This is a genomic window from Corynebacterium sp. UBA2622 (genome assembly GCF_002339505.1).
In the GTDB taxonomy this organism is placed as follows: domain Bacteria; phylum Actinomycetota; class Actinomycetes; order Mycobacteriales; family Mycobacteriaceae; genus Corynebacterium.
This window is the reverse complement of record NZ_DDJO01000021.1, coordinates 75081-100875: the sequence shown is the minus strand read 5'-3', so window position 1 is coordinate 100875 and position 25795 is coordinate 75081. Positions and strand designations below refer to the sequence as shown.

Annotated in this window: 21 protein-coding genes and 2 tRNA genes; 20 read left to right on the top strand and 3 right to left on the bottom strand. The window is 68.6% G+C overall.

Features of this window, described 5'->3' with window-relative positions; translation table 11 throughout:
- On the bottom strand, positions 1-1416 hold a 1416-nt coding region (locus tag B3611_RS08925), incomplete at its 3' end, for a mechanosensitive ion channel family protein (RefSeq protein WP_291314726.1).
- Between the two features lie 246 nt (positions 1417-1662).
- Here B3611_RS08925 and B3611_RS08920 point away from each other — a divergent pair.
- The 3 genes from B3611_RS08920 to ilvC all read left to right on the top strand — a co-directional run bounded on the left by B3611_RS08920 (position 1663) and on the right by ilvC (position 5171).
- Positions 1663-3558: an acetolactate synthase large subunit gene (locus B3611_RS08920; RefSeq protein ID WP_291314725.1), complete on the top strand. Its 1896-nt coding sequence runs from the start codon at positions 1663-1665 to the stop codon at positions 3556-3558.
- A 2-nt stretch (positions 3559-3560) separates the two neighbouring features.
- Complete coding sequence (ilvN, locus tag B3611_RS08915; RefSeq protein ID WP_291314724.1) at positions 3561-4076, top strand: acetolactate synthase small subunit; 516 nt, start codon at positions 3561-3563, stop codon at positions 4074-4076.
- A 78-nt stretch (positions 4077-4154) separates the two neighbouring features.
- Positions 4155-5171 (top strand): ketol-acid reductoisomerase, encoded by a 1017-nt coding sequence (gene ilvC / locus B3611_RS08910; protein ID WP_291314723.1) that lies wholly within the window; start codon positions 4155-4157, stop codon positions 5169-5171.
- A gap of 383 nt (positions 5172-5554) precedes the next feature.
- Here ilvC and B3611_RS08905 read toward each other — a convergent pair whose 3' ends face one another.
- The gene (locus B3611_RS08905) at positions 5555-6049 is read right to left on the bottom strand and encodes a hypothetical protein (protein ID WP_291314722.1); all 495 of its coding nucleotides are present in this window, start codon (positions 6047-6049) and stop codon (positions 5555-5557) included.
- 264 nt (positions 6050-6313) lie between these two features.
- On the opposite strand from B3611_RS08905, the gene B3611_RS08900 reads away from it, so the two are divergent.
- The 9 genes from B3611_RS08900 (at position 6314) to B3611_RS08860 (ending at position 17639) form a co-directional block, all read left to right on the top strand.
- Positions 6314-7243 (top strand): cation diffusion facilitator family transporter, encoded by a 930-nt coding sequence (locus B3611_RS08900; protein ID WP_291314721.1) that lies wholly within the window; start codon positions 6314-6316, stop codon positions 7241-7243.
- A gap of 22 nt (positions 7244-7265) precedes the next feature.
- Positions 7266-9035: a DUF262 domain-containing protein gene (locus tag B3611_RS08895; protein WP_291314720.1), complete on the top strand. Its 1770-nt coding sequence runs from the start codon at positions 7266-7268 to the stop codon at positions 9033-9035.
- Positions 9036-9073: 38 nt separating this feature from the next.
- Positions 9074-9952 (top strand): hypothetical protein, encoded by an 879-nt coding sequence (locus B3611_RS08890; protein ID WP_291314719.1) that lies wholly within the window; start codon positions 9074-9076, stop codon positions 9950-9952.
- A 135-nt stretch (positions 9953-10087) separates the two neighbouring features.
- On the top strand, positions 10088-11671 hold the full coding sequence (gene serA, locus B3611_RS08885; RefSeq protein ID WP_291314718.1) for a phosphoglycerate dehydrogenase: 1584 nt from the start codon (positions 10088-10090) through the stop codon (positions 11669-11671).
- A gap of 71 nt (positions 11672-11742) precedes the next feature.
- On the top strand, positions 11743-12759 hold the full coding sequence (locus B3611_RS08880) for a 3-isopropylmalate dehydrogenase (RefSeq protein WP_291314717.1): 1017 nt from the start codon (positions 11743-11745) through the stop codon (positions 12757-12759).
- Positions 12760-12845: 86 nt separating this feature from the next.
- Positions 12846-14363, top strand: a complete 1518-nt coding sequence (locus B3611_RS08875) for a cell wall-binding repeat-containing protein (RefSeq protein WP_291314716.1) — start codon at positions 12846-12848, stop codon at positions 14361-14363.
- A 42-nt stretch (positions 14364-14405) separates the two neighbouring features.
- Complete coding sequence (locus B3611_RS08870) at positions 14406-16259, top strand: DUF294 nucleotidyltransferase-like domain-containing protein (RefSeq protein ID WP_291314715.1); 1854 nt, start codon at positions 14406-14408, stop codon at positions 16257-16259.
- Positions 16260-16820 carry an exonuclease domain-containing protein gene (locus tag B3611_RS08865; protein WP_291314714.1) on the top strand — a complete coding sequence of 187 codons (561 nt, stop codon included), beginning with the start codon at positions 16260-16262 and terminating at the stop codon, positions 16818-16820.
- 27 nt (positions 16821-16847) lie between these two features.
- Complete coding sequence (locus B3611_RS08860) at positions 16848-17639, top strand: fumarylacetoacetate hydrolase family protein (protein WP_291314713.1); 792 nt, start codon at positions 16848-16850, stop codon at positions 17637-17639.
- Between the two features lie 6 nt (positions 17640-17645).
- On the opposite strand, the gene B3611_RS08855 is transcribed toward B3611_RS08860, so the two are convergent.
- Complete coding sequence (locus B3611_RS08855; RefSeq protein ID WP_291314712.1) at positions 17646-18761, bottom strand: isochorismate synthase; 1116 nt, start codon at positions 18759-18761, stop codon at positions 17646-17648.
- A gap of 81 nt (positions 18762-18842) precedes the next feature.
- On the opposite strand from B3611_RS08855, the gene gltX reads away from it, so the two are divergent.
- The 8 genes from gltX (at position 18843) to kdpC (ending at position 25793) form a co-directional block, all read left to right on the top strand.
- The gene (gene gltX / locus B3611_RS08850; protein WP_291314711.1) at positions 18843-20348 is read left to right on the top strand and encodes a glutamate--tRNA ligase; all 1506 of its coding nucleotides are present in this window, start codon (positions 18843-18845) and stop codon (positions 20346-20348) included.
- A gap of 118 nt (positions 20349-20466) precedes the next feature.
- Positions 20467-20538 (top strand) — tRNA-Gln (locus B3611_RS08845).
- 31 nt (positions 20539-20569) lie between these two features.
- Positions 20570-20642: transfer RNA gene (locus B3611_RS08840), tRNA-Glu, on the top strand.
- A gap of 95 nt (positions 20643-20737) precedes the next feature.
- Positions 20738-21151: an aspartate 1-decarboxylase gene (gene panD, locus B3611_RS08835; protein ID WP_291314710.1), complete on the top strand. Its 414-nt coding sequence runs from the start codon at positions 20738-20740 to the stop codon at positions 21149-21151.
- 245 nt (positions 21152-21396) lie between these two features.
- Positions 21397-21489 (top strand): K(+)-transporting ATPase subunit F, encoded by a 93-nt coding sequence (gene kdpF / locus B3611_RS10200; protein ID WP_414646324.1) that lies wholly within the window; start codon positions 21397-21399, stop codon positions 21487-21489.
- A gap of 7 nt (positions 21490-21496) precedes the next feature.
- Positions 21497-23134, top strand: a complete 1638-nt coding sequence (kdpA, locus tag B3611_RS08830; protein ID WP_291314709.1) for a potassium-transporting ATPase subunit KdpA — start codon at positions 21497-21499, stop codon at positions 23132-23134.
- Positions 23131-25224, top strand: coding sequence for a potassium-transporting ATPase subunit KdpB (kdpB, locus tag B3611_RS08825; protein ID WP_291314708.1), 2094 nt, complete (start codon positions 23131-23133; stop codon positions 25222-25224). The genes kdpA and kdpB overlap by 4 nt, the downstream gene beginning before the upstream one ends.
- A gap of 5 nt (positions 25225-25229) precedes the next feature.
- Complete coding sequence (gene kdpC, locus B3611_RS08820) at positions 25230-25793, top strand: potassium-transporting ATPase subunit KdpC (protein WP_291314707.1); 564 nt, start codon at positions 25230-25232, stop codon at positions 25791-25793.
- Positions 25794-25795: the final 2 nt, after the last annotated feature.

Sequence of the window (25795 nt, the reverse complement as noted above, 5' to 3'; positions counted from 1 at the left end):
CCCGCCGGGCGCGGTGGGTTCGGTCGGGGCGGCCGGTTGCGTCGGCTCCGGGGTCGCCTCACCGGTTTCGGTGGGGGCCGTCTCCACCGGCGACCGCGTGGCGGTGGGCGAGTCCGCGGTGGTGGCGGGGCGTTGCGTGGTCGGCTGTGGGGCGGGCTCGGTGGCGGTTGGTGAGGTGGCCGTCGTGCGCGGCGGGGGAGCGAGGACCCCGCTCTGGTCGGGGTTGGCGTCGGTCGCGCCGAGGGTGAGGCCGCGGGCGAGCAGCAGGACGGCGAACATGGCGAGCAGGACGCCGGTGGACAGGCGCATCACGCCACCGAAGGCGCGGCGGGACTCGGGGGCGCCGGAGGTGTCGTCGTCAAGCGGATCGGCGGCGGGGTCCTCCTCGGCGTCGGGCCGGATGTGGTCCTCCTCGTCGTTGCTCGCCTTCGCACCGACTGCCGCGGTGTCCAGGCGGGTCTCGTCCGAGTCTCCGGAGCCGGGGTGGACCGGCTTCATGTACTCGGTGGGCGGGTAGGCGTCGGAGGCCATCGTGTGGTCCACGACGCGGTCGAGGCGGGTGCCGGCCATGGTGGGGGCGGAGCCGTACTCCTCCCAGAACTCGTTGAGCACCGCGATGCGGATGGCGCGCTCGACCATCCACTGGCTCAGTGGCTCCACGCGGACGAGGAAGCGCACGTCCATCGTCCACGGCATGCCCACCACCACGGGCGGGGTCACCGCGACGGCGGGATGGACGGACAGGTCGCCGAGGACCACCTTGGTGATCTCCGGGTCCGACAGCGCCCGGCGCGCCGCCCTCTCCGCGCGCGCCGTCGCCTCGTCGGCGCTGGTGGACCCCAGCAGCGGGACCGGAATGACCACGAGGGCGGAGGACCAGTAGTTCGAGTGGTTGATGCAGATGCGCGCGGTGGAGTTCGGGATGGACACGGTGGACTGCTCGATGGTGCGGATGTGCGTCGAGCGCATGGTGATCTGGATGACGTCGCCGCTTACCTCCACGCCGTTTCCCTCGAAGGTGACGAAGTCACCCACGCCGTACTGCTTCTCCGTGAGGATGAAGAAGCCGGCGAGGAAGTCGGCGATGATGCTCTGCGCGCCGAAACCGATGGCGGCGGAGACCACGGTCGCGGGGAGGGTGGCGCCGACGAGGGAGAAGCCGATCTGCTGCAGGAAGAACACCAGCAGCAGGAAGAAGGCGACGATCTGGGCGATGTTGATGCCCACGCCCGCGATGGCCAGGCGGGTCTTGCCCTCGTCGGTGTCTCCGCTCTCGTGCACCTGCTTTTCCGCCATGCGGTTGGCGAAACGCCCCGCGCGGGGGATGAGGAGGGCGAGCAGGACGAGGAGGGCGAGGTTGATTCCGGTCTCGGCTATCCAGCGCCAGATTTCTTGGGCGATGTAGGCAAAGGGCATAGTGCCACCAGACTAGACGGGAATTTTTACCGTTTCGCCGACAGATACCTGTGCGCTGTGTATGATGTGGGTCATGATCAATATGCGACTAGTAGTAATTATTCCGTGCGGCGCTTGCCGTAGCGGTCTGTAACCCTTCTCAGTCGCCACAACAAGCGCCCCCGCGTAGCACTTTCGTAGTGCTGTCACGGGGGTTTTGTTTTTGGTCACCCCGCCCTGACATCCACATCAAAGGAGCTTTTCAACGTGGCTGCTTCCCACAAGCCTTCGAAGAAGGCGCCATCGAAGAAAGCCGGTGACGCGGGCCGCGAGCCCGAGGCCCCGGAGCGCATCACCGGCGCCTCCGCGGTCGTGCGCAGTCTCGAGGAAATCGGCGTCGACGTCGTGTTCGGCCTCCCCGGGGGTGCGGTCCTGCCGCTTTACGACGCCCTCGCCCACGCCCGGAAGCTCCGCCACGTCCTGGTGCGCCACGAGCAGGGCGCCGGCCACGCGGCCGAGGGTTACGCCCAGGCATCCGGGAAAGTCGGCGTCTGCATCGCCACCTCCGGGCCGGGCGCGACGAACCTCGTCACCGCCATCGCCGACGCCTACCTCGACTCCGTGCCGATCGTCGCCATCACCGGGCAGGTCGGTTCGCCGCTCATCGGCACCGACGCCTTCCAGGAGGCCGACATCCGCGGGATCACCATGCCCATCACCAAGCACAACGTGATGGTCACGCGCGCCGAGGACATCCCGCGGGCGATCGCGACCGCGGTGCACATCGCCACCACCGGCCGCCCGGGTCCCGTGCTCGTGGACATCCCGAAGGACCTCCAGGCCGAGGAGATCGACTTCGTCTGGCCGCCCACCCTGGACCTGCCGGGGTACAAGCCGAACGTCAAGCCCCACTCCCGCCAGATCTCCCAGGCGGCGAAGATGATCTCGGAGGCCGAACGTCCCGTGCTCTACGTCGGCGGCGGCGTGATCAAGTCCGAGGCCCACAAGGAACTGCTCGAGTTCGCCGAGGCCACCGGGGTCCCCGTCGTGACCACCCTCATGGCGCTCGGCGCGTTCCCGCAGTCCCACCCGCTCTACATGGGCATGCCCGGCATGCACGGCTCGGTCCCCGCGGTCGGGGCGCTGCAGGAGGCCGACCTACTGATCGCCATCGGCACGCGTTTCGACGACCGCGTCACCGGCGACGTGTCCACCTTCGCGCCCCACGCGAAGACGATCCATGCGGACATCGACCCCGCAGAGGTGGGCAAGATCCGCGCGGTGGAGGTGCCGATCGTCGGTGATGCCCGGCGCGTGTTGGAGCAGCTGACGGACGCGTTCCGGGGGAAGGGGATGGACAAGCCGTCGATAAGCGGCTGGATCTCGCGCCTCGAGGGCCTCAAGGAGCGCTTCCCCCGCGGCTACGAGCCGCAGTCCGACGGCAAGCTGGCGCCGCAGTTCGTCATCGAGACGCTCTCGCGCGAGGTCGGGCCCGACGCGATCTACGTCGCAGGCGTGGGCCAGCACCAGATGTGGTCGGCGCAGTTCGTGGACTTCGAGCACCCGCGCACCTGGCTCAATTCCGGTGGTCTGGGCACGATGGGGTATGCGGTGCCGGCGGCCGTCGGCGCCAAGGCGGGCCGGCCCGACAAGGAGGTCTGGGCCATCGACGGCGACGGGTGCTTCCAGATGACCAACCAGGAGATCACCACCGCCGCGCTCGAGGGTTTCCCGATCAAGATCGCGCTGATCAACAACGGCAACCTCGGCATGGTGCGCCAGTGGCAGACGCTGTTCTACGGGGGCAACTACTCCCACACCAAGTTGGGCGGGGAGGTCTACGTGCCGGACTTCGTCAAGCTGTCCGAGGCCCTCGGGGCCGAGGCGATCCGGGTGAGCCGCGAGGAGGACGTCGTCCCGGCGATCCGCAGGGCGCGGGAGATCAACGACCGCCCCGTCGTCATCGAGTTCATCGTTGGCGAGGATGCGCAGGTGTGGCCGATGGTCGAGGCCGGCGCGAACAATTCCGACATCCAGTACGCGCTGGACATCCGGCCGTTCTTCGACATGGAGGAGTCCGCCGCGGTGACCCCCGAGGCGATCCACGAAGTTAGCGAGGCGCTTGAGAAGGCCGAGGCCGAGCGCGCCCAGGAGGGAAAGTAGACATGAACCAGGACGAATCAACCCGCAACATCCTGTCGGTGCTGGTCCTCGACCTCGACGGCATCATCACCCGCGTGACGGCCCTGTTCACCCGCCGCGGCTACAACCTCGTCTCGCTGGTCTCGGCGAAGACGGAGAACGAGGGGATCAACCGGCTCACCATCGTCGTCGACGCCTCCGAGTACCACATCGAGCAGATCACCAAGCAGCTGCACAAGCTCGTCCAGGTGCTCAAGGTGGTCAGGCTTGACGACGACACCACAATCGCGCGTTCCCTCCTCCTCGTGAAGGTTAACGCCGACAATACGAACCGCCCGCAGGTGGTGGATGCCGCGAACATCTTCCGCGCCCGCGTGGTCGACGTCTCCCCGGGCTCCGTCGTAATCGAAGCGACCGGAACTCCGTCGAAGCTGCGCGCGTTCCTCGACGTGATGGAGCCCTTCGGCATCCGCGAATTGGTTCAGTCCGGCCAGGTGGCGCTGAACCGCGGCCCGAAGACGCTCGCCCCGTCGAAGTAAGTGGCTATGCCCGGCCCGGTTTTGTGTCATAATGTGAAATAGAAATCCCACACCATAGGAAAGGTGAGTGCTCAACTCATGGCAATTGACGTCTACTACGACAAGGACGCGGACCTCTCGCTCATCCAGGGCAAGAAGGTCGCTGTCATCGGTTACGGCTCCCAGGGCCATGCCCACGCCCAGAACCTGCGTGAATCCGGCGTCGAGGTCGTCATCGGCCTCCGCGAGGGTTCCAAGTCCGCCGAGAAGGCCCGCGAGGCTGGCTTCGAGGTGAAAAGCAACGCGGACGCCGCCGCATGGGCCGACGTCATCATGCTGCTGGCCCCGGACACCTCCCAGGCCGAGATCTTCACCACCGACATCGAGCCGAACCTCAACCCCGGCGACGCCCTCTTCTTCGGCCACGGGCTGAACATCCACTTCAAGCTCATCGAGCCCGCAGACAACATCACCGTCGCCATGGTCGCCCCCAAGGGACCCGGCCACCTGGTCCGCCGCACCTTCGTCGACGGCAAGGGTGTTCCCGCCCTCATCGCCGTCGAGCAGGATCCCACCGGCGACGGCCAGGCGCTCGCCCTGTCCTACGCCGCCGCCATCGGCGGGGCCCGCGCCGGTGTCATCCCGACCACCTTCGAGGCGGAGACCGTCACGGACCTTTTCGGGGAGCAGGCCGTGCTGTGCGGAGGCCTCGAGGAGCTCATCATGAAGGGCTTCGAGGTGCTCACCGAGGCCGGTTACGAACCCGAGATGGCCTACTTCGAGTGCCTGCACGAGATCAAGCTCATCGTCGACCTGATCTACGAGGGCGGCATCGCCAACATGAACTACTCGGTGTCCGACACCGCCGAGTTCGGCGGCTACCTCTCCGGCCCCCGTGTCATCGACGACGGCGCCAAGGACCGCATGCGCGACATCCTTAAGGACATCCAGTCCGGCGAGTTCACCCGCCGCCTCGTCGCCAACGTCGAGGGCGGCAACAAGGAGCTGGAGAGCCTGCGCGAGAAGGTGTCCAGCCACCCGATCGAGACCACCGGTGCCCAGCTGCGCGACATGATGAGCTGGGTGAAGAACCCGCTCACCGACACCGCGTCCTAGCGGCCCGGCAGCCCGCCCCGCCTCGCCCGATCATCTCGGGTGTGGCGGGCCTTTGTCATGTGTGGGGTGTGCGGGTGCGCGGGGCGGGCTGCGGGTGCGAACCGTGATATCACGCTCTGCGTTTTCCCAGGTCGGCTATTGGTGGCTGCGGGGCCTGGGCAAGGCGACCTGGGGTTTTACAAACCGTGATATCACGCTACGGACCCGCCCGGAGCCCCGCACCCCAGAATTCGCCCCCGGCACACACCAAACCGGCACACCAAACCGGTACACACCGAACCGGCACACACCCCCGAACGCACAAACCGCCCTCTAGAGCTCCGCGCGGAGCTCTAGAGGGCGGGGAAGGTGCTAGGCGCTCACCAGGGGCGAGCGCTCAATCCTTAGTTGGTGGCCGGGGCGGGGGTGCCCTCCGGAGCCATGGTCTCGGCACCCGGGGTGGCAACCTCGGAACCGGAGACCGGAGCCTCGGTGCCGGAGGCCGGGGTGGCCTCCGAGGAGGTCACGGACGAGGTCGTGGTGGCCACGGTGTCGGTGGTGGTGGTCGTGGAGCTGTCACCCTCGTCATCACCGGAGAACAGGCTCCACAGCAGCCATGCCAGCAGCAGCAGGGCCAGCAGACCCAGCAGCCACTTCCACCAGCCGCCGCTCTTCTCCTCGCGCACGGCGGTGGAGCCGGCGGTGTCGCGGGCGACCGGCTTGGAGGTGGTGGTCTTCTCGGTAGTCGTCTTCTCCACGCGGGTGGGCTCCTCGGTGCGGCTGGTGCGCACTTCGTCGACGCGCTTGTCGGCCGCGCCCTTCACGTCATCGACGCGACGGTTAACGTCGTCCGCACCGGGACGGGGATCGTTCGGGTTCGGGGTGTTGCGGTTCGTCATTGCGAATCCTTTCGTGGGGTAATTTTCTTCGGGCATACGTCGCCATATTCACGTGTATCCGACGCGCCTTCACGTCTCCGCGGAGGCGTTGTCTTTATCCACGGTAACAAAATCCGCGGGCCTTACGTCGGAGCGAAGCGACAAGCGGGAAGGGGCGCACGGCTGCAATCCGGGAAATGTGCAGGTCAGACGAACCTGATGCGAACCAGAACGGATTTTCATTAAGTTGCCGATAACGCGGGGGGGTGGATAGACTCCCTTCCTATGACGGACGATTCGGGGGCCGCCCACGCCCACCACCACGGGCACGACCATCATCCGCCGACCGACGCGCCGCTGAAGGCCCTCTCGGCGGCGCTGGCCATCACGGCGGTCGTCTTCCTCGCTGAGCTCGTCGGGGGCTGGGTCACGGGGTCGATGGCGCTCATGGCCGACGCGATGCACATGCTCTCGGACGCGGCCGGCCTCATCATCGCCGTCATCGCGGTGATCATCGGGAGGAAGTCCACAACCGCTGCCGCAACCTACGGTTTCCGCCGTGTCGAGGTTCTCGCCGCGCTGCTCAACGCCGTTACGGTCCTCCTGCTCTCCGTGTGGATCGTCGTCGAGGCAGTACGCCGACTCAGCTCCCCGGGGCACATCATGGCGGGGCCCATGATGGTCATCGCGCTCGTCGGTCTGGTGGCCAACGCAGCTTCCGCGGTGGTGCTCAACCGCCAGCGCGCCAACTCGATCAACGTTGAAGGTGCTTTCCTCCACGTCCTGGTGGACCTCTTCGGATCGGTGGCCGTCCTAGCCGCCGGTGCCGTGATCCTGTTCACCGGCTGGGGTGCCGCCGACGTCGTCGCGTCCTTCCTCATCGCCGCGCTCGTTCTGCCCCGCGCCTGGCAGCTGATGAACCAGTCGGTGCGCGTGCTGCTCGAGCAGGTCCCGCCCGGCTTCGACACCTGCCGCATCGAACCTGCCCTGCGGGCCGTCCCCGGGGTCGTCGACATGCACGACCTGCACCTGTGGAGCCTCGACGGGAACAACGTGCTTGCCTCCGCCCACCTGGTGGTGGCACCGGGGGAGGACGCCGACGAGGTCCTGCGCGGCGCCCAGGCGGAGCTGGCGGCCTTCGGCATCGGGCATTCAACCATCCAGATCGAGCGGCCCGGCCACGTCAGCCTCGAAGGTCCCGAGAACGTTTGCTGAGTCTGCTCTACAGTTGGGCCCCATGGGCTTCACGACGCCGAGCTACTCTCTGTCCGACCTCTTCGCCCGCGCCGACCGGGGTGAACTCCAGCTGCCCGACTTCCAGCGCGAGTACATCTGGGACGTCGACCGCATTCGCACCCTGGTCACCTCCGTGCTGCGCGGGTACCCGATCGGCTCCCTCCTCGCGCTCGACACCCGCAACGTCCCGATGCGCTTCCGCGCCCGCGCCATCGAGGGGGCGCCCGACACGGGCAGGGACCCGGGCCTTCTGCTTCTCGACGGCCAGCAGCGCCTGACCTCCCTTTACCACGCGTTCCGGGGCGACGGTGAGATTCCCACCGTGGACTTCCTCGGCCGGCCAATCCGCCGGCGCTTCTACGTCGATGTCGCTGCGGCTGTCTCGGCGGACCCGATGCCCGTGGAGGCCGTCTTCGCGGTCGACCCCGACGGGCGGGTGTGCTCGCACTTCGGCCCCGGTATCGAGGGTGGGATCCACAGCCGCCGGGACATGCTCGCCCACGGGGTCGTGCCGGTCTCGGCGCTGCTGTGGCCGGAGGGTGACGACCTCCTGTTCGACATGGCCGCGGAGGGGGCGGACGAGGGGCGTCGTGAAGCAGCGAAGCTCTTCCACTCCCGGGTGGTCAGCCACCTGCCCGCGTACACGGTGCCGGTGATCCGCATCGACCGCGAAACGCCCCTGACGGGTATCGGGCAGATTTTCGCGCACGCCAACTCCGCGGGGGTGCAGATGGATGTCTTCGAGCTGCTGACGTCGCTGTTCGCGCTGGAGGACCCGGGTTTCGTGCTGGCTGAGCACTGGGCGGGCGTCGAACGGCGGTTGCGCGCCCACCCTGTCCTTGAGCGCGTGGGGCGCACAGAGTACCTCCGCGCGATGTCGCTCGTCGTGACCAGCCGGCGAGGGCCAGCCCTGGGGCACCGCGGCGACATACTGAATCTCAGCCTCTCCGATTACCTCGCACACGCCGGAGAGCTCACCGCGGCGTTCGAGGCGGCGGCGCACTTTCTCGCCCAGCGCCGGATCTTCACTGCGGAGCAGGTGCCCTACGCGGCGCAGATCGTGTCGCTCGCCGCCATCCTCGCGAGGCTGTCGGCGGACAAGGACGCGCTGGATCAGCGGGGGATAGACCGGCTCAACCAGTGGTTCTGGTGCGGCGTGCTCGGCGAGCTCTACGGTGCCCACGCCCCGACGATCCGCTCGGGCAGCGACGTCGACGAGGTCACGCCCTGGGCCGCGGGGGAGACCGACCGGATACCGCGCACCGTCGCGGACGCCAGCTTCAGCCAGTCCCGCCTGCTCACCGCCGGCCCGGAGTCGGGCGTCTACCGCGGCCTCTACGCCCTCATCATGGGCCGTGGCGCGCGGGACTGGCGCACCGGGCTCGCCTTCGACGCCGCGGCCTTCCGTGACCTGGACCCCCGCTTCAACCAGGTTTTCCCGCGCGGATACTGCGACTCCCGCGGGGTGGATGCGCAGCTGGCGGGCAGCGTGCTCAACCGGACCCCCATGGGCATCCGCACGCAGGTTCTCATGGAGGACAACGGTCCGAAGCGCTACCTGCCGCGGCTGCAATCGAAGTCCCTGCTCGAGGACGAGGAGTTCGACGCGATGCTCGCCGGGCACCTCCTCGATCCCACCCTGCTCCTGGCCTCGGACCACGACGCCTTCTTCCGCGACAGGCTGCGCCGCCTCACCGGGGCGGTCGAGTACTCCATCGGCAAACCGGTCGACCGCGACCTGGAAAACGGGGGCGATACGATGGGGGAGTAGTCACCCCAGCCCTGGAACCGAGCCGACCCCCGAGGCACATGACCCCCACACCCCGCACGCGCGGCACCCGCGCCCTCTGTGCCCTCTGCGCCACGGCCTGCGCGGCCGCCCTCGCCCTGACCGGCTGCGGCTCCGGCGGCCCGGCCAGTCCCCTGGGGACGGCGCGCAGCGCCAACCAGTCCCGCCACGTGGCCGAGCGTTTCGAGGGCCACCCCGTCGTGGTCGACGATCCGACCGGGGTTGAAACGGCCCGCCTGCTCTTCGACGCCTCCGAAACCCTCGTGGTCACCGACGCCACGCCGGAGGCCCAGCTGCGGGGGGCGTCGATAGCCGTCGTCGCCCATGCCCCGATGCTCGTCTACGACCCGGCGCACCGGGAGGACGTTGTCTCGGAGATCCAGCGGCTCAAGGCCTTCACGGTGCTCACGGTGGGGGACGTGACTCTCGCCGCGCGCACCGGCACGGTCCGCGTGTTCCGCGACCCGGGCGGTGAGGACGCGCTGGGCGTGATGACGACGCTGCGCTTCGGCCAACGCGACGTGGAGGACCCGGAACGCGCTGCGCGCGCCGTGGCCGGGCTCGACCCGAAGGCGCCGACGTGGCTGAGGGCCGCGTGGGCGGATCCGAAGGTGATGCCGGGAGCGGAGGCGCGGCCCTTCCCGGTACACTCGCGCCGGGATGCCGACATGGCACCGGCGGTGGTGGCCACCCCGGACAGCCCCGTCGCCGCGGTGGCGAACCTGCGCAGCTTCGGTGCCTCGGTGACGGTCGTGGACGACCCGGATCCGCGCGATTCCGAGGACACGCTCATGGCCATGGCCGGGTTGTCCCGCGCGCCGCTGCTCGCGATCGGCCGGAGGTTCGGCACGGGGGAGGAGCTCAGCTCCCGGATTATGCGGGCCGAGGAAAATTATTAGCCCCGGCGGGCGAGTTTCCCGGCGCAAGGGGCTACTCTATTCAGGGTCGGGCGGCGCGCGCCGCCCAGCGCACAACCGCTCATGCCCCCTTCACCGAACGCCGCGGGGGCGTTCAACCCGCAGGAGATAATTGCCGTGACTAAACCCGTCGTGCTCATCGCAGACAAACTGGCCCCATCCACCGTCGAAGCCCTGGGAGATTCCGTCGAGGTGCGTTGGGTTGACGGGCCGGACCGCCCCGAGCTCCTCGCCGCGGTGCCCGAGGCTGACGCGCTCCTCGTGCGCTCCGCCACCACAGTCGACCGCGAGGTCATCGAGGCCGCCCCAAACCTGAAGATCATCGGCCGCGCGGGGGTCGGCCTCGACAACGTCGACATCGACGCGGCAACCGAGCGCGGCGTGATGGTGGTCAACGCGCCGACCTCCAACATCCACTCCGCCTGCGAGCACGCCATCGCCCTCCTCCTGGCCACCGCCCGCCAAATCCCCGCCGCGGACGCCACCCTGCGTGAGGCGCAGTGGAAGCGCTCGGCCTTCAAGGGCGTGGAGATCTACGGCAAAACGGTGGGCATCGTCGGCTTCGGCCACATCGGCCAGCTCTTTGCCCAGCGCCTCGCGGCCTTCGAGACCAGCATCATTGCCTACGACCCCTACGCCAACCCGGCGCGCGCCGCCCAGCTCGGCGTGGAGCTCGTCGAGCTCGACGAGCTCATGGCCCGCGCCGACTTCGTCACCATCCACCTGCCGAAGACGAAGGAGACCGCGGGCATGTTCAACGCGGAGCTGCTCGCCAAGGCGAAGGAGGGGCAGATCATCATCAACGCCGCGCGCGGCGGGCTTGTCGACGAAGCCGCCCTCGCCGACGCCATCGTCTCCGGCAGGATCCGCGGCGCCGGATTCGATGTCTACGCCACCGAGCCGTGCACCGACTCGCCCCTGTTCGCCCTCGAGCAGGTTGTGGTCACCCCGCACCTGGGGGCGTCCACCGAGGAGGCGCAGGACCGCGCCGGAACCGATGTCGCCGCCTCCGTGCTCAAGGCGCTGGCAGGCGAGTTCGTCGCCGACGCCGTGAACGTCACCGGCGGGCGCGTCGGCGAGGAGGTGTCGCGCTGGCTGGAGCTGGCCCGCAAGCTGGGTCTCATCGCGGGCAAACTGCTCGACGACGCCCCCGTCTCCCTCAAGGTCACCGCCTCCGGGGAGCTCTCCACCGAGGACGTCTCCGCGCTGGGCCTGTCCGCCGTGCGCGGACTGTTCTCCGGCATCACGAGCGACCCGGTCACCTTCGTCAACGCCCCCGCCATCGCCGAGAGCCGCGGTCTCGAGTACGCCGTGGAGACGAAGACGGAGGCCGACATCCACCGCAGCGCCCTCGAGGTGCAGGTGGTCTCCGCCGGCGGTGCGACCTCCACGGTCACCGGTGCCCTGACCGGCATCGACGGGGTGGAAAAGATCGTGCGCATCAACGGCCGCGGCCTGGATCTGCGCGCGCAGGGCCGCAACCTCTTCCTCCTCTACACCGACGTGCCGGGTGCGCTCGGCCGCGTGGGAAGCCAGCTGGGCGAGGCTGACATCAACATCGAGGCCGCCGCGCTCACGCCCACGACCAAGGGCGATGGAGCGGTGCTTATCCTGCGCGTGGAAAAGGATGTTCCGGCCGAGCTCGAGCAGCGCATTGCGCAGTCCCTGGACGGGTTCTCCGCGCAGATCGACCTGGATTAGCCCGACCCGGGGAGCCGCCCGCCTGATAGGCTGAACGCACAGTCCATCAGGTGAGAAAGGAATCCCAAAAAATGAAGATCGCGGTTATCGCCGGAGATGGCATCGGCACCGAGGTGATGGCGGAGGGCCTGAAGGTCCTCCGCGCGGTGCGTGACGATGTCCACACCACCGACTACGACCTCGGCGCGCGCCGCTACCTGCGCAACGGCGAGCTTCTCACCGACGACGACCTGGACAGCCTGCGCGAGCACGACGCGATCCTGCTCGGGGCGATCGGCGATCCCGCCCGCGTCCCGTCCGGCGTCCTGGAGCGCGGCCTCCTCCTGCCCCTGCGCTCCAAGCTGGACCACTTCGTCAACCTCCGCCCGTCGCGTCTCTACCCGTCGTCGATAAGCCCTCTGGCCAACCCCGGCGACATCGACTTCGTGGTCGTACGCGAGGGCACCGAGAGCCTCTACGCCGGCAACGGCGGAACACTGCGCGAGGGGACGCCGCACGAGGTCGCGTGCGAGGTCTCCCAGAACACCCGCTTCGGAGTGGAGCGCCTGGTGCGCCACGCCTTCGAGACCGCCGCGGCCCGGCGGGGAAAGCTCACGCTCGTGCATAAGACGAACGTTCTGGTCAACGCCGGCGGGTTGTGGCAGAAAACCGTCGACGACGTCGCGCGCGAGTACCCCGACGTCGAGGTGGACTACAACCACATCGACGCCGCCACCATCTACATGGTCACCGACCCGCAGCGCTACGACGTCATCGTCACCGACAACCTCTTCGGCGACATCCTCACCGACCTCGCCGGCGCCGTCACCGGAGGGGTGGGCCAGGCATGCTCGGGCAACATCGACGCCTCCCGGGCCAACCCCTCCATGTTCGAGCCGGTCCACGGATCGGCCCCCGACATCGCGGGCAAGGGCGTCGCCGACCCGACCGCGATGATCCTCTCGGTGGCGATGATGCTGCGCTGGCTCGGCGATGAGGACAACGCGGTGCGCATCGAGGACGCGGTGGAAGCCGACGTGGCCGCCCGCGGGGGCGCGCCCGTGCGCACCGCCGAGGTGGGCGACCGGATTGCCGCGGCCGTGAAGTAGGGTATGACGCGGGCTCGCCCCGCCGCGGCCCCCGACGACCAGCACAGCAAGCACGACCGGGCGCGCCGCGCCGGGGAAGGACACACATGAACCTCACCTCCACACGGACACGGGCCCGCACGGGTGCCCTCGGACTCGGCGCGATCGCCGTCTCGGCCGCGCTGGTGCTCACCGGGTGCGGCGACGGGTCATCGGGCGGGAAGGCGAACGGGGGGTCCACGGGCGGGGCGAAGAACGCCAAGCGCCTGGAAACGCACGGGCAGGAGGTCATCGCCGACGCCGACGGCACCGGCGCGGAGGTCTCGCGGAGACTCTTCGAGAAGTCGGACGCGGTGGTCGTGTCCGGACCCGCCCGCGACGACCAGCTGCGCGCCGCGGCGGTGGCGAACAAGCTGGGCGCCCCCATGCTGGTGCGCCTGCCCGGCAAGGACGCCGCGGTGGACGGGGAGGTCCAGCGCCTCGGCGCGAAGCGCGTGGTCAACGTCCCCGGGGACGACTCCGATGCGCAGAACACCCAGCCGGTCGGTTCCGCCGAGCCGGGCTCGGATGTCGCCGCGGTGGCCGGGCAGCAGCCCGCGCAGCCCCTCGACCTTCAGCTGCCCCCGATGTTCGCCACCGGCGCCACCTCCATGGCGGCTGCCGCAACCGCCCGCGCGGCCGGTGCCGACGTGCACGTCCTGCCCGCCCCCGACCCGCGCGCGACCAGCGAGTCGATGAAGACCGTCACCTCGCAGGACACCATCGCCCTCGGGGAGCAGTGGGGAAGCACCGACAACTACAGCGAGCGCGCCCAGCTGGCCGGCAACGGCGAGCTCCCCGGTGGCGGCGGCCTGGTCTTCCCGGGCCGGCGCATGGTCGCGCTCTACGGCCACCCTTCCGGGCCCGCGCTCGGCGTGATGGGGGAGCAGGGGCCCTCGGAGGCCGCCGAACTGGCCAAGCAGTACGCGGAGAAATACGCGCCGCTGGACCCGCAGCCCATCGTGCCGGCCTTCGAGATCATCGTCACGGTCGCCTCCGACGCTCCCGGCGGCGACGGCGACTATTCCAACGAGACGGACCCGGCCGAGGTGGCACCCTACGTTGACGCCATCACCCAGGCTGGCGGTTACGCCGTGCTCGATCTCCAGCCCGGCCAGGGCGACTTCCTGCGCCAGGCGAAGATGTACGAGGACCTGCTGAAGCGCCCGAACGTGGGCCTCGCCCTCGACGCCGAGTGGAAGCTCAACCCCGGCGAGCAGCCGCTCTCGCGCGTGGGCTCGGCGACGGCGGAGGAGATCAACACGGCCGCCGACTGGCTGGCCCAGCTCACCCGCGACAACCACCTCCCGCAGAAGGCATTCGTCCTGCACCAGTTCCAGGTGGCCATGTTCCCCGACCGGGAGAACATCCGCACCGACCACCCCGAGCTGGCCTACGTCCTGCACGCCGACGGGCACGGCTCGCCGGACCAGAAGTACGACACCTGGAACGTGCTGCGCCAGGGTCTGGACCCGAACTTCTTCCTCGCCTGGAAGAACTTCATCGACGAGGACATGCCGATGTTCACCCCGGAGCAGACGTACAACGAGGTCTCGCCGCGGCCCTGGTTCGTCAGCTACCAGTAAAAACGCCTCTGGCCGCCCCGCGGGCGCGCTAAAGTTTTGGGCATGAAAGTAGAACTCGAGGAGATCGGCTCCTTCCTTTCGGGGCAGGAGCCGTTTGCACATCTGCCGGCAGAGACGCTGCGCGCGCTGCCCGGGCAGATGGGCATCACCTACGTCCGCCGCGGGCGCCGGATCATCGGGGCCGGCACCGAGAACAACAACCTCTACATCATCCGCTCCGGCGCCGTCGACGTCATGGACGGCGAGGGCATCCTGCTCGACCGCAGGGACGCCGGCCGCAACTTCGGCTACTCCACGCTTGTCGACGACCCCGTCTCCCGCTACACCATGGAGGCCGTCGAGGACTGCGTCCTGCTCATCCTCCCGCGCGACGCCTTCCGTTCCCTCGTCGCCGCCCACCCGGGGATCGAGCGCTACTTCCTCTCCCAGTCCCGCCGCATCCGCGCCGCAGCCGACGAGCTGCGCGAGGGCCACTCCGCGGCGGATGTCCTGCGCACCCCGATGGGAGGCCTCGTTTTAGGCCGCCCGGTGGTGGCGATCGGGGCGTCGGCAAGCATTGCGGAGGCCGCGCAGACGATGCGCGACAACCGTTCCTCCTACATCCTCGTGGAGGGCGCGGGTGAAACCGGCATCCTCACTGACCGCGACCTGCGCTCGCGGGTGGTCGCCCCGATGCTCGACCCGCGCCTGCCGGTCCGCGAGGTGGCGACCTTCCCCGTGCGCACAATCGGCGAGGACACGATGGTTTTCGAGGCGATGCTGCTCATGGGCGAGCTGGGCTTCCACCACCTGCCCGTGGAGGGTGCCGGGGGGATCATCGGCGTGGCCACCGGCAGCGACATCATGCGCCCGCTGCAGATGGACCCCATCTACCTCTCCGCCGCCGTGGAGCGCGCCGACGTGCACGAGCTGGAGGGGGCGTACCGCCGTGCAGCGGATGTCGCGGCACGCTTCCTGGAGCGGGGTGCCTCCGCCTTCGAGGCGCAGCGGCTGCTGACAAGCATCGCCGACGCCGTCGCGCGTCGGCTGTTCGCGCTGGCGACCGAGGCGCTCGGGCCCGCGCCGATTCCCTTCGCCTTCGTCGCTGTGGGGTCGCAGGCGCGCCACGAGATGGGGCCGGCCTCGGACCAGGACAACGCGCTGGTGCTCGACGACTCCTACGACGAAGCAGCCCACGGCGAATACTTCGCGCGCCTGAGCGAGTTCGTCTGCACCGGCCTCGCCGGCGCGGGCCAGATGCTGTGCCCGGGCGGGATGATGGCCATGTCCCCGCAGTGGCGCATGACGGAGTCCGAGTGGGACCGCACCTTCCACGGCTGGATCACGGCCCCCGAGCCCGACGCCCTCCTGCACGCCCAGGTTTTCTTCGACTTCCGCTGCGTCTTCGGCGACGCCGACATGGCCGCCCGCGTCCACGCCAACGCCGTGGCCGGGGCCCATGCCTCCCAGCGCCTGCACACGCACCTCGCTGCCCTGGCAACGTGGCGCGAGCCTCCGCTCGGGTTCTTCCGGGGCCTCGTGGTGGAGCGAAGCGGCGAATACGCCGACACGCTGGACGTGAAGAAGGGTGGTACCGCCGCGGTCGTGCAGATGGCCAGGCTCTACGCCATCACCGCCGGGGTAGCGGAGGTGGACACCCTGGCCCGCATCAGGGCGTCGTCGGGCGAGACGATCTCGGAGCGCGGCGCGGAGGACCTCGCAGGCGCCTACGAATACCTGACCAACCTCGCGCTGCGCCACCAGGCGCGGCAGGTGCGCGCAGGCGGAAGCCCCGACTACCACATCGACCCGAAGCAGCTTCCCGGCCGCGAGCGCGACGCCCTGCGCGACGCGTTCGGCGTGATCAAGTCGATGCAGTCGGCCCTGAGCAACCGATACCCCGTCAGGGCGGTTTAGGTGTTTCGCAGGAAGAAGAGCACGCTTGACGGCGCCCACCTCCTCGCCGTGGACGTCGAGACAACCGGCCTGCGCCCGGGCCGCGACCAGCTCGTCTCAGTCGGCTGGGTGCCGGTGACGGACCGGGTGATCGAGCTCTCCGGCGCGCGGCGCTTCCTCGTCGCGGGGGCGGAGGTGGGGGAGTCAGCCACGCTGCACGGCGTGACGGACGACGACATCGCCCTGGACGGCGTGGACCTCGCCGTCATCCTCGACGAGCTCGACCGGGCCCTGGAGGGCCGGCTGCTGCTCGCCCACTACGCGGAGATGGAGACGGGTTTCCTCGGCCACGCCTACAGGCGGGCGCGCGGGAGGGTGCGGCGGTTCCGGGAGTCTGAGGTCGTGGACACCTTCGCGCTGGAGCGCCGCCACATGGAGTGCATGGGCACCTACCCTCGCGGGGAGGACCTGCGCTTGGCGCGGGTGCGGCGGCGCTACGGTCTTCCCGACTACGGCAACCACGACGCCCTGACGGACGCCATCGCCTGCGCCGAGCTCTACCTCGCTCTCACCGCGGAGTGACCCGGGCCACCGGGTATGCTCGTCCGCATGCGTTTTGGACGAATTGCGACACCCGAAGGAATGACGTTCGCCGTCATCGACGACGAGGGGACCACGGCGAAGGCCATCGCCGGCACCCCCTTCACCGACCCCGAGTACACAGGCAGGGAGTGGCCGCTGGGTGAGGTCCGCCTGTTGGCCCCCATGCTGCCGTCGAAGGTCGTGGCCATCGGCCGCAACTACGCGGACCACGTGGCCGAGGTGTTCAAGCAGTCCGCCGAGCACCTCCCGCCCACGCTGTTCATCAAACCGCCGACAGCCGTCATCGGCCCCGAGTCACCCATCAAGATTCCCGACTTCGCCACCAAGGTCGAGTTCGAGGGCGAGATGGCCCTGGTGATCGGAACGCCCTGCAAGAACGTCAAGGCCGAGGACTGGAAGTCCGTCGTGCGCGGCGTGACCATCGTCAACGACGTCTCCTCCCGCGACCTGCAGTTCGCGGACGGGCAGTGGGCGCGGGCGAAGGGCATCGACACCTTCTGCCCGCTCGGACCCTGGATCGAGACCGACTTGGACAAGTTCGACTTCTCCGACACCCCGATCAAGGCGCACCTCACGCACGAGGGCACGACGGAAACGAAGCAGGACTCCAACTCCAACCAGATGATCATGAACCTCGGCGAGATCATCGAGTTCATCACCGCCTCCTTCACCCTCCTGCCGGGCGATGTCATCTGCACGGGCTCCCCGGCGGGCACCGCCGAGATGGTGCCGGGCGATTACATCCAGGTGGAGATTCCGGGCATCGGCACGCTGGGGAACCCGATCGAACGCGCCTAGGACGGGCTAGAGGCCGAAAGCGCGCATGATCGTGCGCAGCTTGGCCGTCGTCTCGTCGAGCTCCGCCTGCGGGTCGGACCCCGCGACGAGGCCCCCACCGGCCCAGGCGCGCGCCGCTGTGCCCGCGGCGTTGACCTCGGCGCAGCGGATGGCCACCATGTACTCGCCGTCGCCGTTGGCGTCGGTGAAACCCACGGCCCCGGCGTAGAAGCCGCGGTCGGACTCGGCGGTCGTGATGAGCGCCTCGGCCGCGTCCTGTGGTGTACCGCACACCGCGGGAGTGGGGTAGAGGCGCGTCGCCAGGTCGAGAGCGTTGAGGGACGGGTCCTTCAACACCCCCTCGACGGGCGTGGCCAGGTGCCACATCTCGCTCGTCCGCTCCAGGCGGGGGCGCTCCGGAATATCCAGGTGGGAGCACAGGGGCGAGAGCACCCGGCGGATGTGGTCGACCACGAAGGCGTGCTCGTCGAGGTCCTTGGCGGAGTCGTGGAGCGCGCGGCCCGCGGCGCGGTCGGCATCCGGGTCGTCGGGGTGGCGCGGCGCGGAGCCCGCCAGCGGGAATGAGCTCACCTTGGCGCCCCGGCGGCGCACCAGGACCTCGGGGGAGGAGCCGACCAGGAAATGCCCGCGCCGGCCGGAGGGGGTGAGGTCGGCGATGAAGCCGTCGCGGGTGAGGGAGAGGTCGATGAGCCGTGCGGCCACGAGGCGCGGGTCCACCGGGGGATCGAAGTCGATGTCGACGGCGCGGGCGAGCACGACCTTCTCCAGCGCGGAGCCCTGGATCGTGGAAACGGCCGCCTCGATGCGTCGCAAATGCTCTTCGGGCGCCGGGTCGAGCTCGCGCACCCTCGCCGTGAGCCTCGAGCCGGGCCCGACGCGATAGTAGGGGTGCGGCTCGAGCGTCCCCGGCTCCCGCACGATTGTCTCGGGAACGGTCAGGGCCGCCGCCGCATCGCGCTCGAAGGGGAGCGCACCCACGACCATCTCGGCATTCCCACTGTTCAGGGCGTCGATCGCGTCCCACGCGTCCGTGAAGGTCGCCGCGGCGCCCTGGGTGCGGACGGACCCGGTGCTGCGGGAGAGCAGGAAGTCGGGGGCGGTTGAGGGGCGCGCTGAAGACATGGGGCCACAGTGTAGTGCCCGCGCCGGGGCCGCCCCGCACCCACCTCGGGCGGGGCGGGGCCGGGCGCTACGATTGTCGGCATGACTGAAACCCCCGCCACCGCGCCCATGCGCGTCCGCTTTTGCCCTTCCCCGACCGGTACCCCGCACGTCGGGATGGTCCGCACGGCCCTGTTCAACTGGGCCCAGGCCCGCCACAGCGGCGGCACCCTCGTCTTCCGCATCGAGGACACCGACGCGGCACGTGACTCGGAGGAGTCCTACCAGGCGATCATCGACTCCCTGACCTGGCTCGGCATGGACTGGGACGAGGGAGTGGTCAAGGGCGGGCCGCACGAGCCGTACCGCCAGTCGCAGCGCATGGACATCTACAAGGACGTGCTGAACAAGCTCATCGAGGCGGGCGAGGTCTACCCCTCCTACTCCTCGAACGAAGAGGTGCAGGAGCGCCACAAGGCAGCCGGCCGGGACCCGCAGCTCGGCTACGACAACTTCGACCGCGAGCTTAGCGACGCCCAAATCGCCGCCTTCGAGGCCGAGGGCCGCAAACCCGTCTGGCGCCTGCGCATGCCCGACCAGGACTGGACCTGGACCGACCTCGTGCGCGGCGAGGTGACCTTCAAATCCGAGACGCAGCCCGACTACGTCGTCGCGCGCTCCAACGGGGCGCCGCTCTACACGCTCGTCAACCCGGTTGACGACGCGCTTATGCAGATCACCCACGTCCTGCGCGGCGAGGACCTGCTCTCCTCCACGCCGCGCCAGCTGGCGATGTACGCGGCCCTGCAGCGCATCGGCGTCACCAGCTTCACCCCGCAGTTCGGCCACCTGCCCTTCGTCATGGGCCAGGGCAACAAGAAGCTCTCCAAGCGCGACCCGGAATCCAACCTGTTCAACCACCGCGACAACGGCATCATCCCCGAGGGCATGATCAACTACCTCGCGCTGCTGGGGTGGTCGCTGTCTGCCGACAAGGACATCTTCACCGCCGACGAGCTCATCGAGGCCTTCGACGTCTCGGATGTGCTGGGCAACCCCGCGCGCTTCGACCAGAAGAAGCTCGAGGCCATCAACGCGGACCACATCCGCCTGCTGGACCCCGCCGACTTCGCCGGGCGCCTGCGCGACTACCTCACCGAGTTCACCGACTTCCCGACCGATTACCCCGCGGAGAAGTTCGCGGTCGCGGCGGACCTGGTGCAGACGCGCATCAAGGTGCTGTCCGATGCCTACGGCCTGCTCAAGTTCCTCGTCACCGCCGACGCCGACCTTGAGCTCGACGAAAAGTCGGCCCGCAAGAACCTCAAGGAGGCAGCCGTCCAGCCCCTCGATGCCGGCATCGCCGCCCTCGAGGCCCTTGGGGAGGGAGACTGGACCACCGAAAAGATCGAGGCGGCCCTGAACAAGGCCCTCATCGAGGACCTGGAGCTCAAGCCCCGCACCGCGTTCGGCGCCCTGCGCGTGGGCATTTCCGGTGCCGCGGTGTCCCCGCCGCTGTTCGAGTCCATGGAGCTGCTGGGCAGGGAGTCAACGCTCGCGCGCCTGCGCGCTGCCCGCGCCGTTACCCCGTATGCGCCAGCGGAGTAAAAAACACCGATGAGCTGGCGATTTGTTTAGTCGCCAGCCCGGTGGTTATAGTAATCCACGTTGTTCAGAGAGAGCAGCGAGGGCCGGAAAGCCCGAGCGGCAGGATCTGGAAAACGAATGGCCTATGGTGTAATTGGCAACACAGCGGTTTCTGGTACCGCCATTCTTGGTTCGAGTCCAGGTAGGCCAGCTGCAGAGATTTAGATTCTGCAAGTCCTCATGCCCCGTTCGTCTAGCGGCCTAGGACGTCGCCCTCTCACGGCGGTAACACGGGTTCAAATCCCGTACGGGGTACAAATATTGAAGCACCCGGTGGATCCCACCGGGTGCTTTTTCGTGCGCCGGAGGCGGAGTAGGGGAATCCGTGCGGCGGTACTAATGTTTCACCCGTGTTGCGCACCATGCTGAAATCCAAGATCCACCGGGCCACCGTCACGCAGGCCGACCTGCACTACGTCGGCTCCTGCACCATCGACGCCGACCTCATGGAGGCCGCCGACATCCTCGAGGGCGAGCAGATCGACATCGTGGACATCAACAACGGCAACCGCCTCACCACGTACGCGATCACCGGTGACAGGGGGACCGGTGTGATCGGCATCAACGGCGCCGCCGCGCGCCAGATCAGCCCGGGCGACCTCGTCATCATCATCGGGTACGCCCAGTACACCGAGGAGGATCTCGGGCACTACAGCTCGAGGGTGATTTTCGTGGACGGGGACAACCGGCAGGTGGAGGCGGGGGAGGACCCGGCTCATGCTCCCTCCGGGTCTGGCCTGGTGAATCCGCGCCACCCGGAATAGGCCCCACGGCTAAATGAGCGCCCGTAAAAGAGCGCCAGTCTGGCGGATTTTTCGACCGTTCGCCCGGTGACCAGACTGGCGCTCTTTTACGGGCGCTCATATGCGTCGGGTCGGCCGCGCCAACTGGGGAAGTGCCCGGTTCCGGGGCAGCCAGCGGGGCGTCGGCAAGCGGCGTTAATAAGGCGTTAAGGCGAATTAGTTTTCAGTCATGCGCGGCCGGCCGTCGGCATTGGGGTGGTTATTTAATGGGCATGACTCAAGATATTGTCGGAGCCATTCTCAGTGTCGGTGTCCTCGTGTACCTGGTGTACGCGCTGTTGAACCCCGAGAAGTTCTGAGGATGCCATGCCACTTCTAATCCAGACCGTCCTCGCCCTGCTGCTGGTCATCATCCTGCTCGCAGTGGCCCGCGTGCCGCTGGGCACGTACATGTACAAGTGCTTCACCGATGAGAGGCACAACCGCGCCGAGCGGGCCATCTACAAGGCGATCGGCGTCAACCCGGACAACGAGATGCGCTGGACCTCCTACGCCATCGCGGCGGTGGCCTTCGGTGTGTTCTCCGTGCTTTTCCTGTGGCTCCTGATCCTCGGGCAGGGCTTCCTCCCGTGGAACTTCGACCGGTCCCAGGACTGGCACACGGCGCTGAACACCGCCGTGTCCTTCACCACCAACACCAACTGGCAGAGCTACTCCGGTGAGACCGGGGCGGGATACGTGGTGGGAATGGCGGGCCTGACGGTGCAGAACTTCGTCTCCGCCGCCACCGGCATCGCCGTCGCCATCGCCCTGTTCCGCGGCCTGGCGCGCAGGGGAGCGTCGACCATCGGAAACTTCTGGGTCGACCTGGTGCGCGCCTCCCTGCGCGTGCTCCTGCCGATCTCCATCGTCGGCGCCTTGGTGCTCATGCTTGGCGGCGTGATCCAGAACCTGGCCGACCCACAGGTGGTCACCACCATCACGGGCCAGTCCCAGACCATCCTCGGTGGCCCGGTGGCGTCCGAGGAGGCGATCAAGATGCTCGGCACCAACGGCGGCGGCATCTTCAACGCCAACTCCGCGCACCCCTTCGAGAACCCGAACGCCTTCACCAATCTCATCGAGATCTTCCTCGTCCTCCTCATCCCCTTCGCCCTGCCCGTCACCTACGGGCTCTTCGTCAGGGACCGCCGCCAGGGCTGGGCCCTGACTGCCGCGATGCTCGTGCTCTGGGCCACCTCTGCCGCCCTGCTCGTCTGGGCGGAAAGCTCTGCGTCGGCCACCGCGATGGAGGGCAAGGAGACCCGCTTCGGTGTGCTCTGGTCGGCCATTTTCGCCACCACGACCACCGGGACGTCGACGGGAGCCGTCAACTCGATGCACGATTCGTACAGCCCCCTCGGCGGTGGGCTCGTGATGTTCAACATGATGCTCGGCGAGGTCTCACCGGGCGGCGTGGGCACCGGCATGTACAACATGCTCACCTTCGTGGTGCTCAGTGTCTTCATCGCGGGCCTGATGATCGGGCGCACCCCCGAGTTGCTGGGTAAGACCATCGGCCGCCGCGAGATCACCCTGGCCGCCCTGGCCGCCATCGTCATGCCTGCGCTGGTCCTGCTGCTCACCGGGACCGCCGTGCTTCTTCCGGGTGTGCGCGACTCCATGGCAAACAGCGGTTCCCACGGCCTGAGCGAGGTCCTGTACGCGTACACGTCGGGCTCGAACAACAACGGCTCCGCCTTCGCGGGCCTGTCCGCGGGCACGCCGTACCTCAACCTCACCATCGCCCTTGCGATGTTCCTCGGCCGCTTCATCCCGATCGTGCTCATGGTCGCCCTCGCCGGCGCTCTTGCCGCGCAGCGCGGCCGCACGGACACCACCGGTTCCATGCCGACCCACAACACCACCTTCACCGTCCTGCTCATCGGCGTGATCCTCATCATCGCCGGACTCACCTTCCTGCCGTCGCTCGCGCTCGGCCCAATCGCGGAGGCACTCTCATGACAACCGCCACCACGGCACCCCAGACACACCAGCCGGAGCAGCACGCCGCGAAGAACAGCTCCCTGGGGTCCCAGCTCAGCGCCAACTTCGTTGACGCGCTGAAGAAGCTCAACCCGGTCAACCTCGTGCGCCAGCCGGTCATCTTCGTCGTTTGGCTCGGCGCGGTGCTCACCACGATCCTCGCGATCCTGGATCCGTCGCTGTTCTCCATCAGCGTCACGGTGTGGCTCTGGGCGACCATCCTCTTCGCCAACCTGGCCGAGGCCGTCGCCGAGGGCCGCGGCAAGGCCCAGGCCTCCGCCCTGCGCCAGACCCGGACGGATGCCAAGGCCCGCCTGCTCCACGCGGACGGCACCGAGACCGAGGTGGCGGGCTCCGAGCTGACCATCGGCGACCTCGTCGTCGTCGAGGCGGGGGAGCAGATCCCCGGCGACGGTGACGTCGTCGAGGGTGTGGCCACCGTCGACGAGTCCGCCATCACCGGTGAGTCCGCCCCCGTGATCCGCGAGTCCGGCGGCGACCGCAGCGCCGTCACCGGCGGCACCACGGTCCTTTCCGACCGCATCGTCGTGAGGATCACCTCGAAACCGGGCGAGACGTTCATCGACAGGATGATCTCCCTCGTCGAGGGCGCCGAGCGCAAGAAAACCCCGAACGAGATCGCCCTCAACATCCTCCTGATCACCCTGACCATCCTCTTCGTCCTCGCCGTCATGGCCATCCAGCCCATGGCGATCTACTCCGGGCACAAGCTCTCCCTCATCGCGCTCGTTGCGCTGCTGGTCTGCCTCATCCCGACCACCATCGGGGCCCTGCTCAGCGCCATCGGCATCGCGGGCATGGACCGCCTGGTGCAGCACAACGTGCTCGCCATGTCCGGCCGCGCCGTCGAGGCCGCCGGCGACGTCTCCACGCTGCTGCTCGACAAGACGGGAACCATCACCTTCGGCAACCGCCGCGCCTCCGACCTCATCGCCGTCTCGAGCGCGGAGAAGTCCGAAATGATCGACGCAGCATGGCTGAGCTCGCTTTCCGACGAAACCCCGGAGGGCCGCTCCATCGTCGAGTACGTCGACGCCCTGGACGACAACGGCCACCCGGCGGGCACCGACGCCGCCTCCCTGGCCCGCGAGGGCGCTACCTTCGTGCCCTTCAGCGCCAACACCCGCATGTCGGGCGTGGACTTCCCGGACGGCACCCAGGTGCGCAAGGGTGCGAGCTCGGCGGTGAAGGCCTGGGTCTCGGCCGAGGGCGGCCGGGTCGCGGATGACGTCGACGGAATCGTCGAGACGATCTCGGCGTCCGGTGGCACCCCGCTGGTCGTGGCCAAGCGCAACCCCGGTGAGACGCCGCGCGTGCTCGGTGTGCTGCACCTCAAGGACGTCGTCAAGCCGGGCCTGACGGAGCGCTTCACCCAGCTACGCGAGATGGGCATCAAGACCGTCATGATCACCGGCGACAACGCCGTGACCGCGGCGGCCATCGCGAAGGAGGCGGGCGTGGATGACTTCCTCGCCGAGGCCACCCCCGAGGACAAGATGCGCCTGATCAAGTCGGAGCAGGCGGGCGGCCACCTCGTCGCCATGACCGGCGACGGCACCAACGACGCGCCCGCCCTCGCACAGGCCGACGTGGGCGTGGCCATGAACACCGGTACCTCGGCGGCGAAGGAGGCGGGCAACATGGTCGACCTCGACTCCGACCCGACCAAGCTCATCGACATCGTGGGCATCGGCAAGCAGCTCCTCATCACCCGCGGCGCGTTGACCACGTTCTCCATCGCCAACGACCTGGCGAAGTACTTCGCCATCATCCCCGCCATGTTCATCCCGATCTTCCCGGGCCTGCAGGCGCTGAACATCATGCGCCTCCACTCGCCGGAATCGGCCATGCTCAGCGCGGTGATCTTCAACGCCCTGGTCATCGTGGCGCTCATCCCGCTCTCGCTGAAGGGCGTGAAGTACCGGGCGATGTCCGCCGGCGCGCTGCTCAACCGCAACCTCCTCGTCTACGGCCTGGGCGGCATCATCGCCCCCTTCATCGGCATCAAGGCGATCGACCTCATCATTCAGTTCCTCCCCGGGATGTGACTTCCATGAATATTCTCCGCCAATCCGGCGCCGCAATCCGCGCCCTCATCGTCCTCACCGTCATCCTCGGTGTCGCCTACCCGCTGCTCATGGTGGGCGCGGGGCTGCTCATGCCCGCCCGGGCGAACGGCTCCATGCTGAAAAACGGCGACGAGCCCGTCGGCTCCAAGCTCCTCGCCCAGCCCGCCGGGGGCCCCGAATGGTTCCAGCCCCGCCCCTCCGAGGGCTACTGGGCCGGGGACGCCTCCGGTGGCAGCAACCTCTCCCCGGTCTCCGACGAACTGAAGCAGAAGATGGACGAGCGCCGGGCCGAACTCGAGGCCGCCAACCCCGGTGCGGGCGATGTCCCTCCGGAGGCGCTGACCGCCTCCTCCAGCGGCCTCGACCCGCAGATCTCGCCCGAGTACGCCCGCTGGCAGGCCCCCCGCGTCGCCGCCGCCCGCGGCATTACGGAGGAGCGGGTCAACGAGCTCATCGACGACCACACCTCAAAGGCCCTCCTCGGGTTCTTCGGAACGGATACGGTGAACGTCAACGAACTGAACTACTCCCTGGCGTACGAAAGCTAAGA

Coding starts and splice junctions, on each gene's coding strand:
- ilvN (WP_291314724.1), top strand. CDS start 3,561: ATGAACCAGGACGAATCAACCCGCAACATCCTGTCGGTGCTGGTCCTC.
- ilvC (WP_291314723.1), top strand. CDS start 4,155: ATGGCAATTGACGTCTACTACGACAAGGACGCGGACCTCTCGCTCATC.
- B3611_RS08905 (WP_291314722.1), bottom strand. CDS start 6,049: ATGACGAACCGCAACACCCCGAACCCGAACGATCCCCGTCCCGGTGCG.
- B3611_RS08900 (WP_291314721.1), top strand. CDS start 6,314: ATGACGGACGATTCGGGGGCCGCCCACGCCCACCACCACGGGCACGAC.
- B3611_RS08895 (WP_291314720.1), top strand. CDS start 7,266: ATGGGCTTCACGACGCCGAGCTACTCTCTGTCCGACCTCTTCGCCCGC.
- B3611_RS08890 (WP_291314719.1), top strand. CDS start 9,074: ATGACCCCCACACCCCGCACGCGCGGCACCCGCGCCCTCTGTGCCCTC.
- B3611_RS08880 (WP_291314717.1), top strand. CDS start 11,743: ATGAAGATCGCGGTTATCGCCGGAGATGGCATCGGCACCGAGGTGATG.
- B3611_RS08875 (WP_291314716.1), top strand. CDS start 12,846: ATGAACCTCACCTCCACACGGACACGGGCCCGCACGGGTGCCCTCGGA.
- B3611_RS08870 (WP_291314715.1), top strand. CDS start 14,406: ATGAAAGTAGAACTCGAGGAGATCGGCTCCTTCCTTTCGGGGCAGGAG.
- B3611_RS08860 (WP_291314713.1), top strand. CDS start 16,848: ATGCGTTTTGGACGAATTGCGACACCCGAAGGAATGACGTTCGCCGTC.
- B3611_RS08855 (WP_291314712.1), bottom strand. CDS start 18,761: ATGTCTTCAGCGCGCCCCTCAACCGCCCCCGACTTCCTGCTCTCCCGC.
- gltX (WP_291314711.1), top strand. CDS start 18,843: ATGACTGAAACCCCCGCCACCGCGCCCATGCGCGTCCGCTTTTGCCCT.
- kdpF (WP_414646324.1), top strand. CDS start 21,397: ATGGGCATGACTCAAGATATTGTCGGAGCCATTCTCAGTGTCGGTGTC.
- kdpA (WP_291314709.1), top strand. CDS start 21,497: ATGCCACTTCTAATCCAGACCGTCCTCGCCCTGCTGCTGGTCATCATC.
- kdpB (WP_291314708.1), top strand. CDS start 23,131: ATGACAACCGCCACCACGGCACCCCAGACACACCAGCCGGAGCAGCAC.
- kdpC (WP_291314707.1), top strand. CDS start 25,230: ATGAATATTCTCCGCCAATCCGGCGCCGCAATCCGCGCCCTCATCGTC.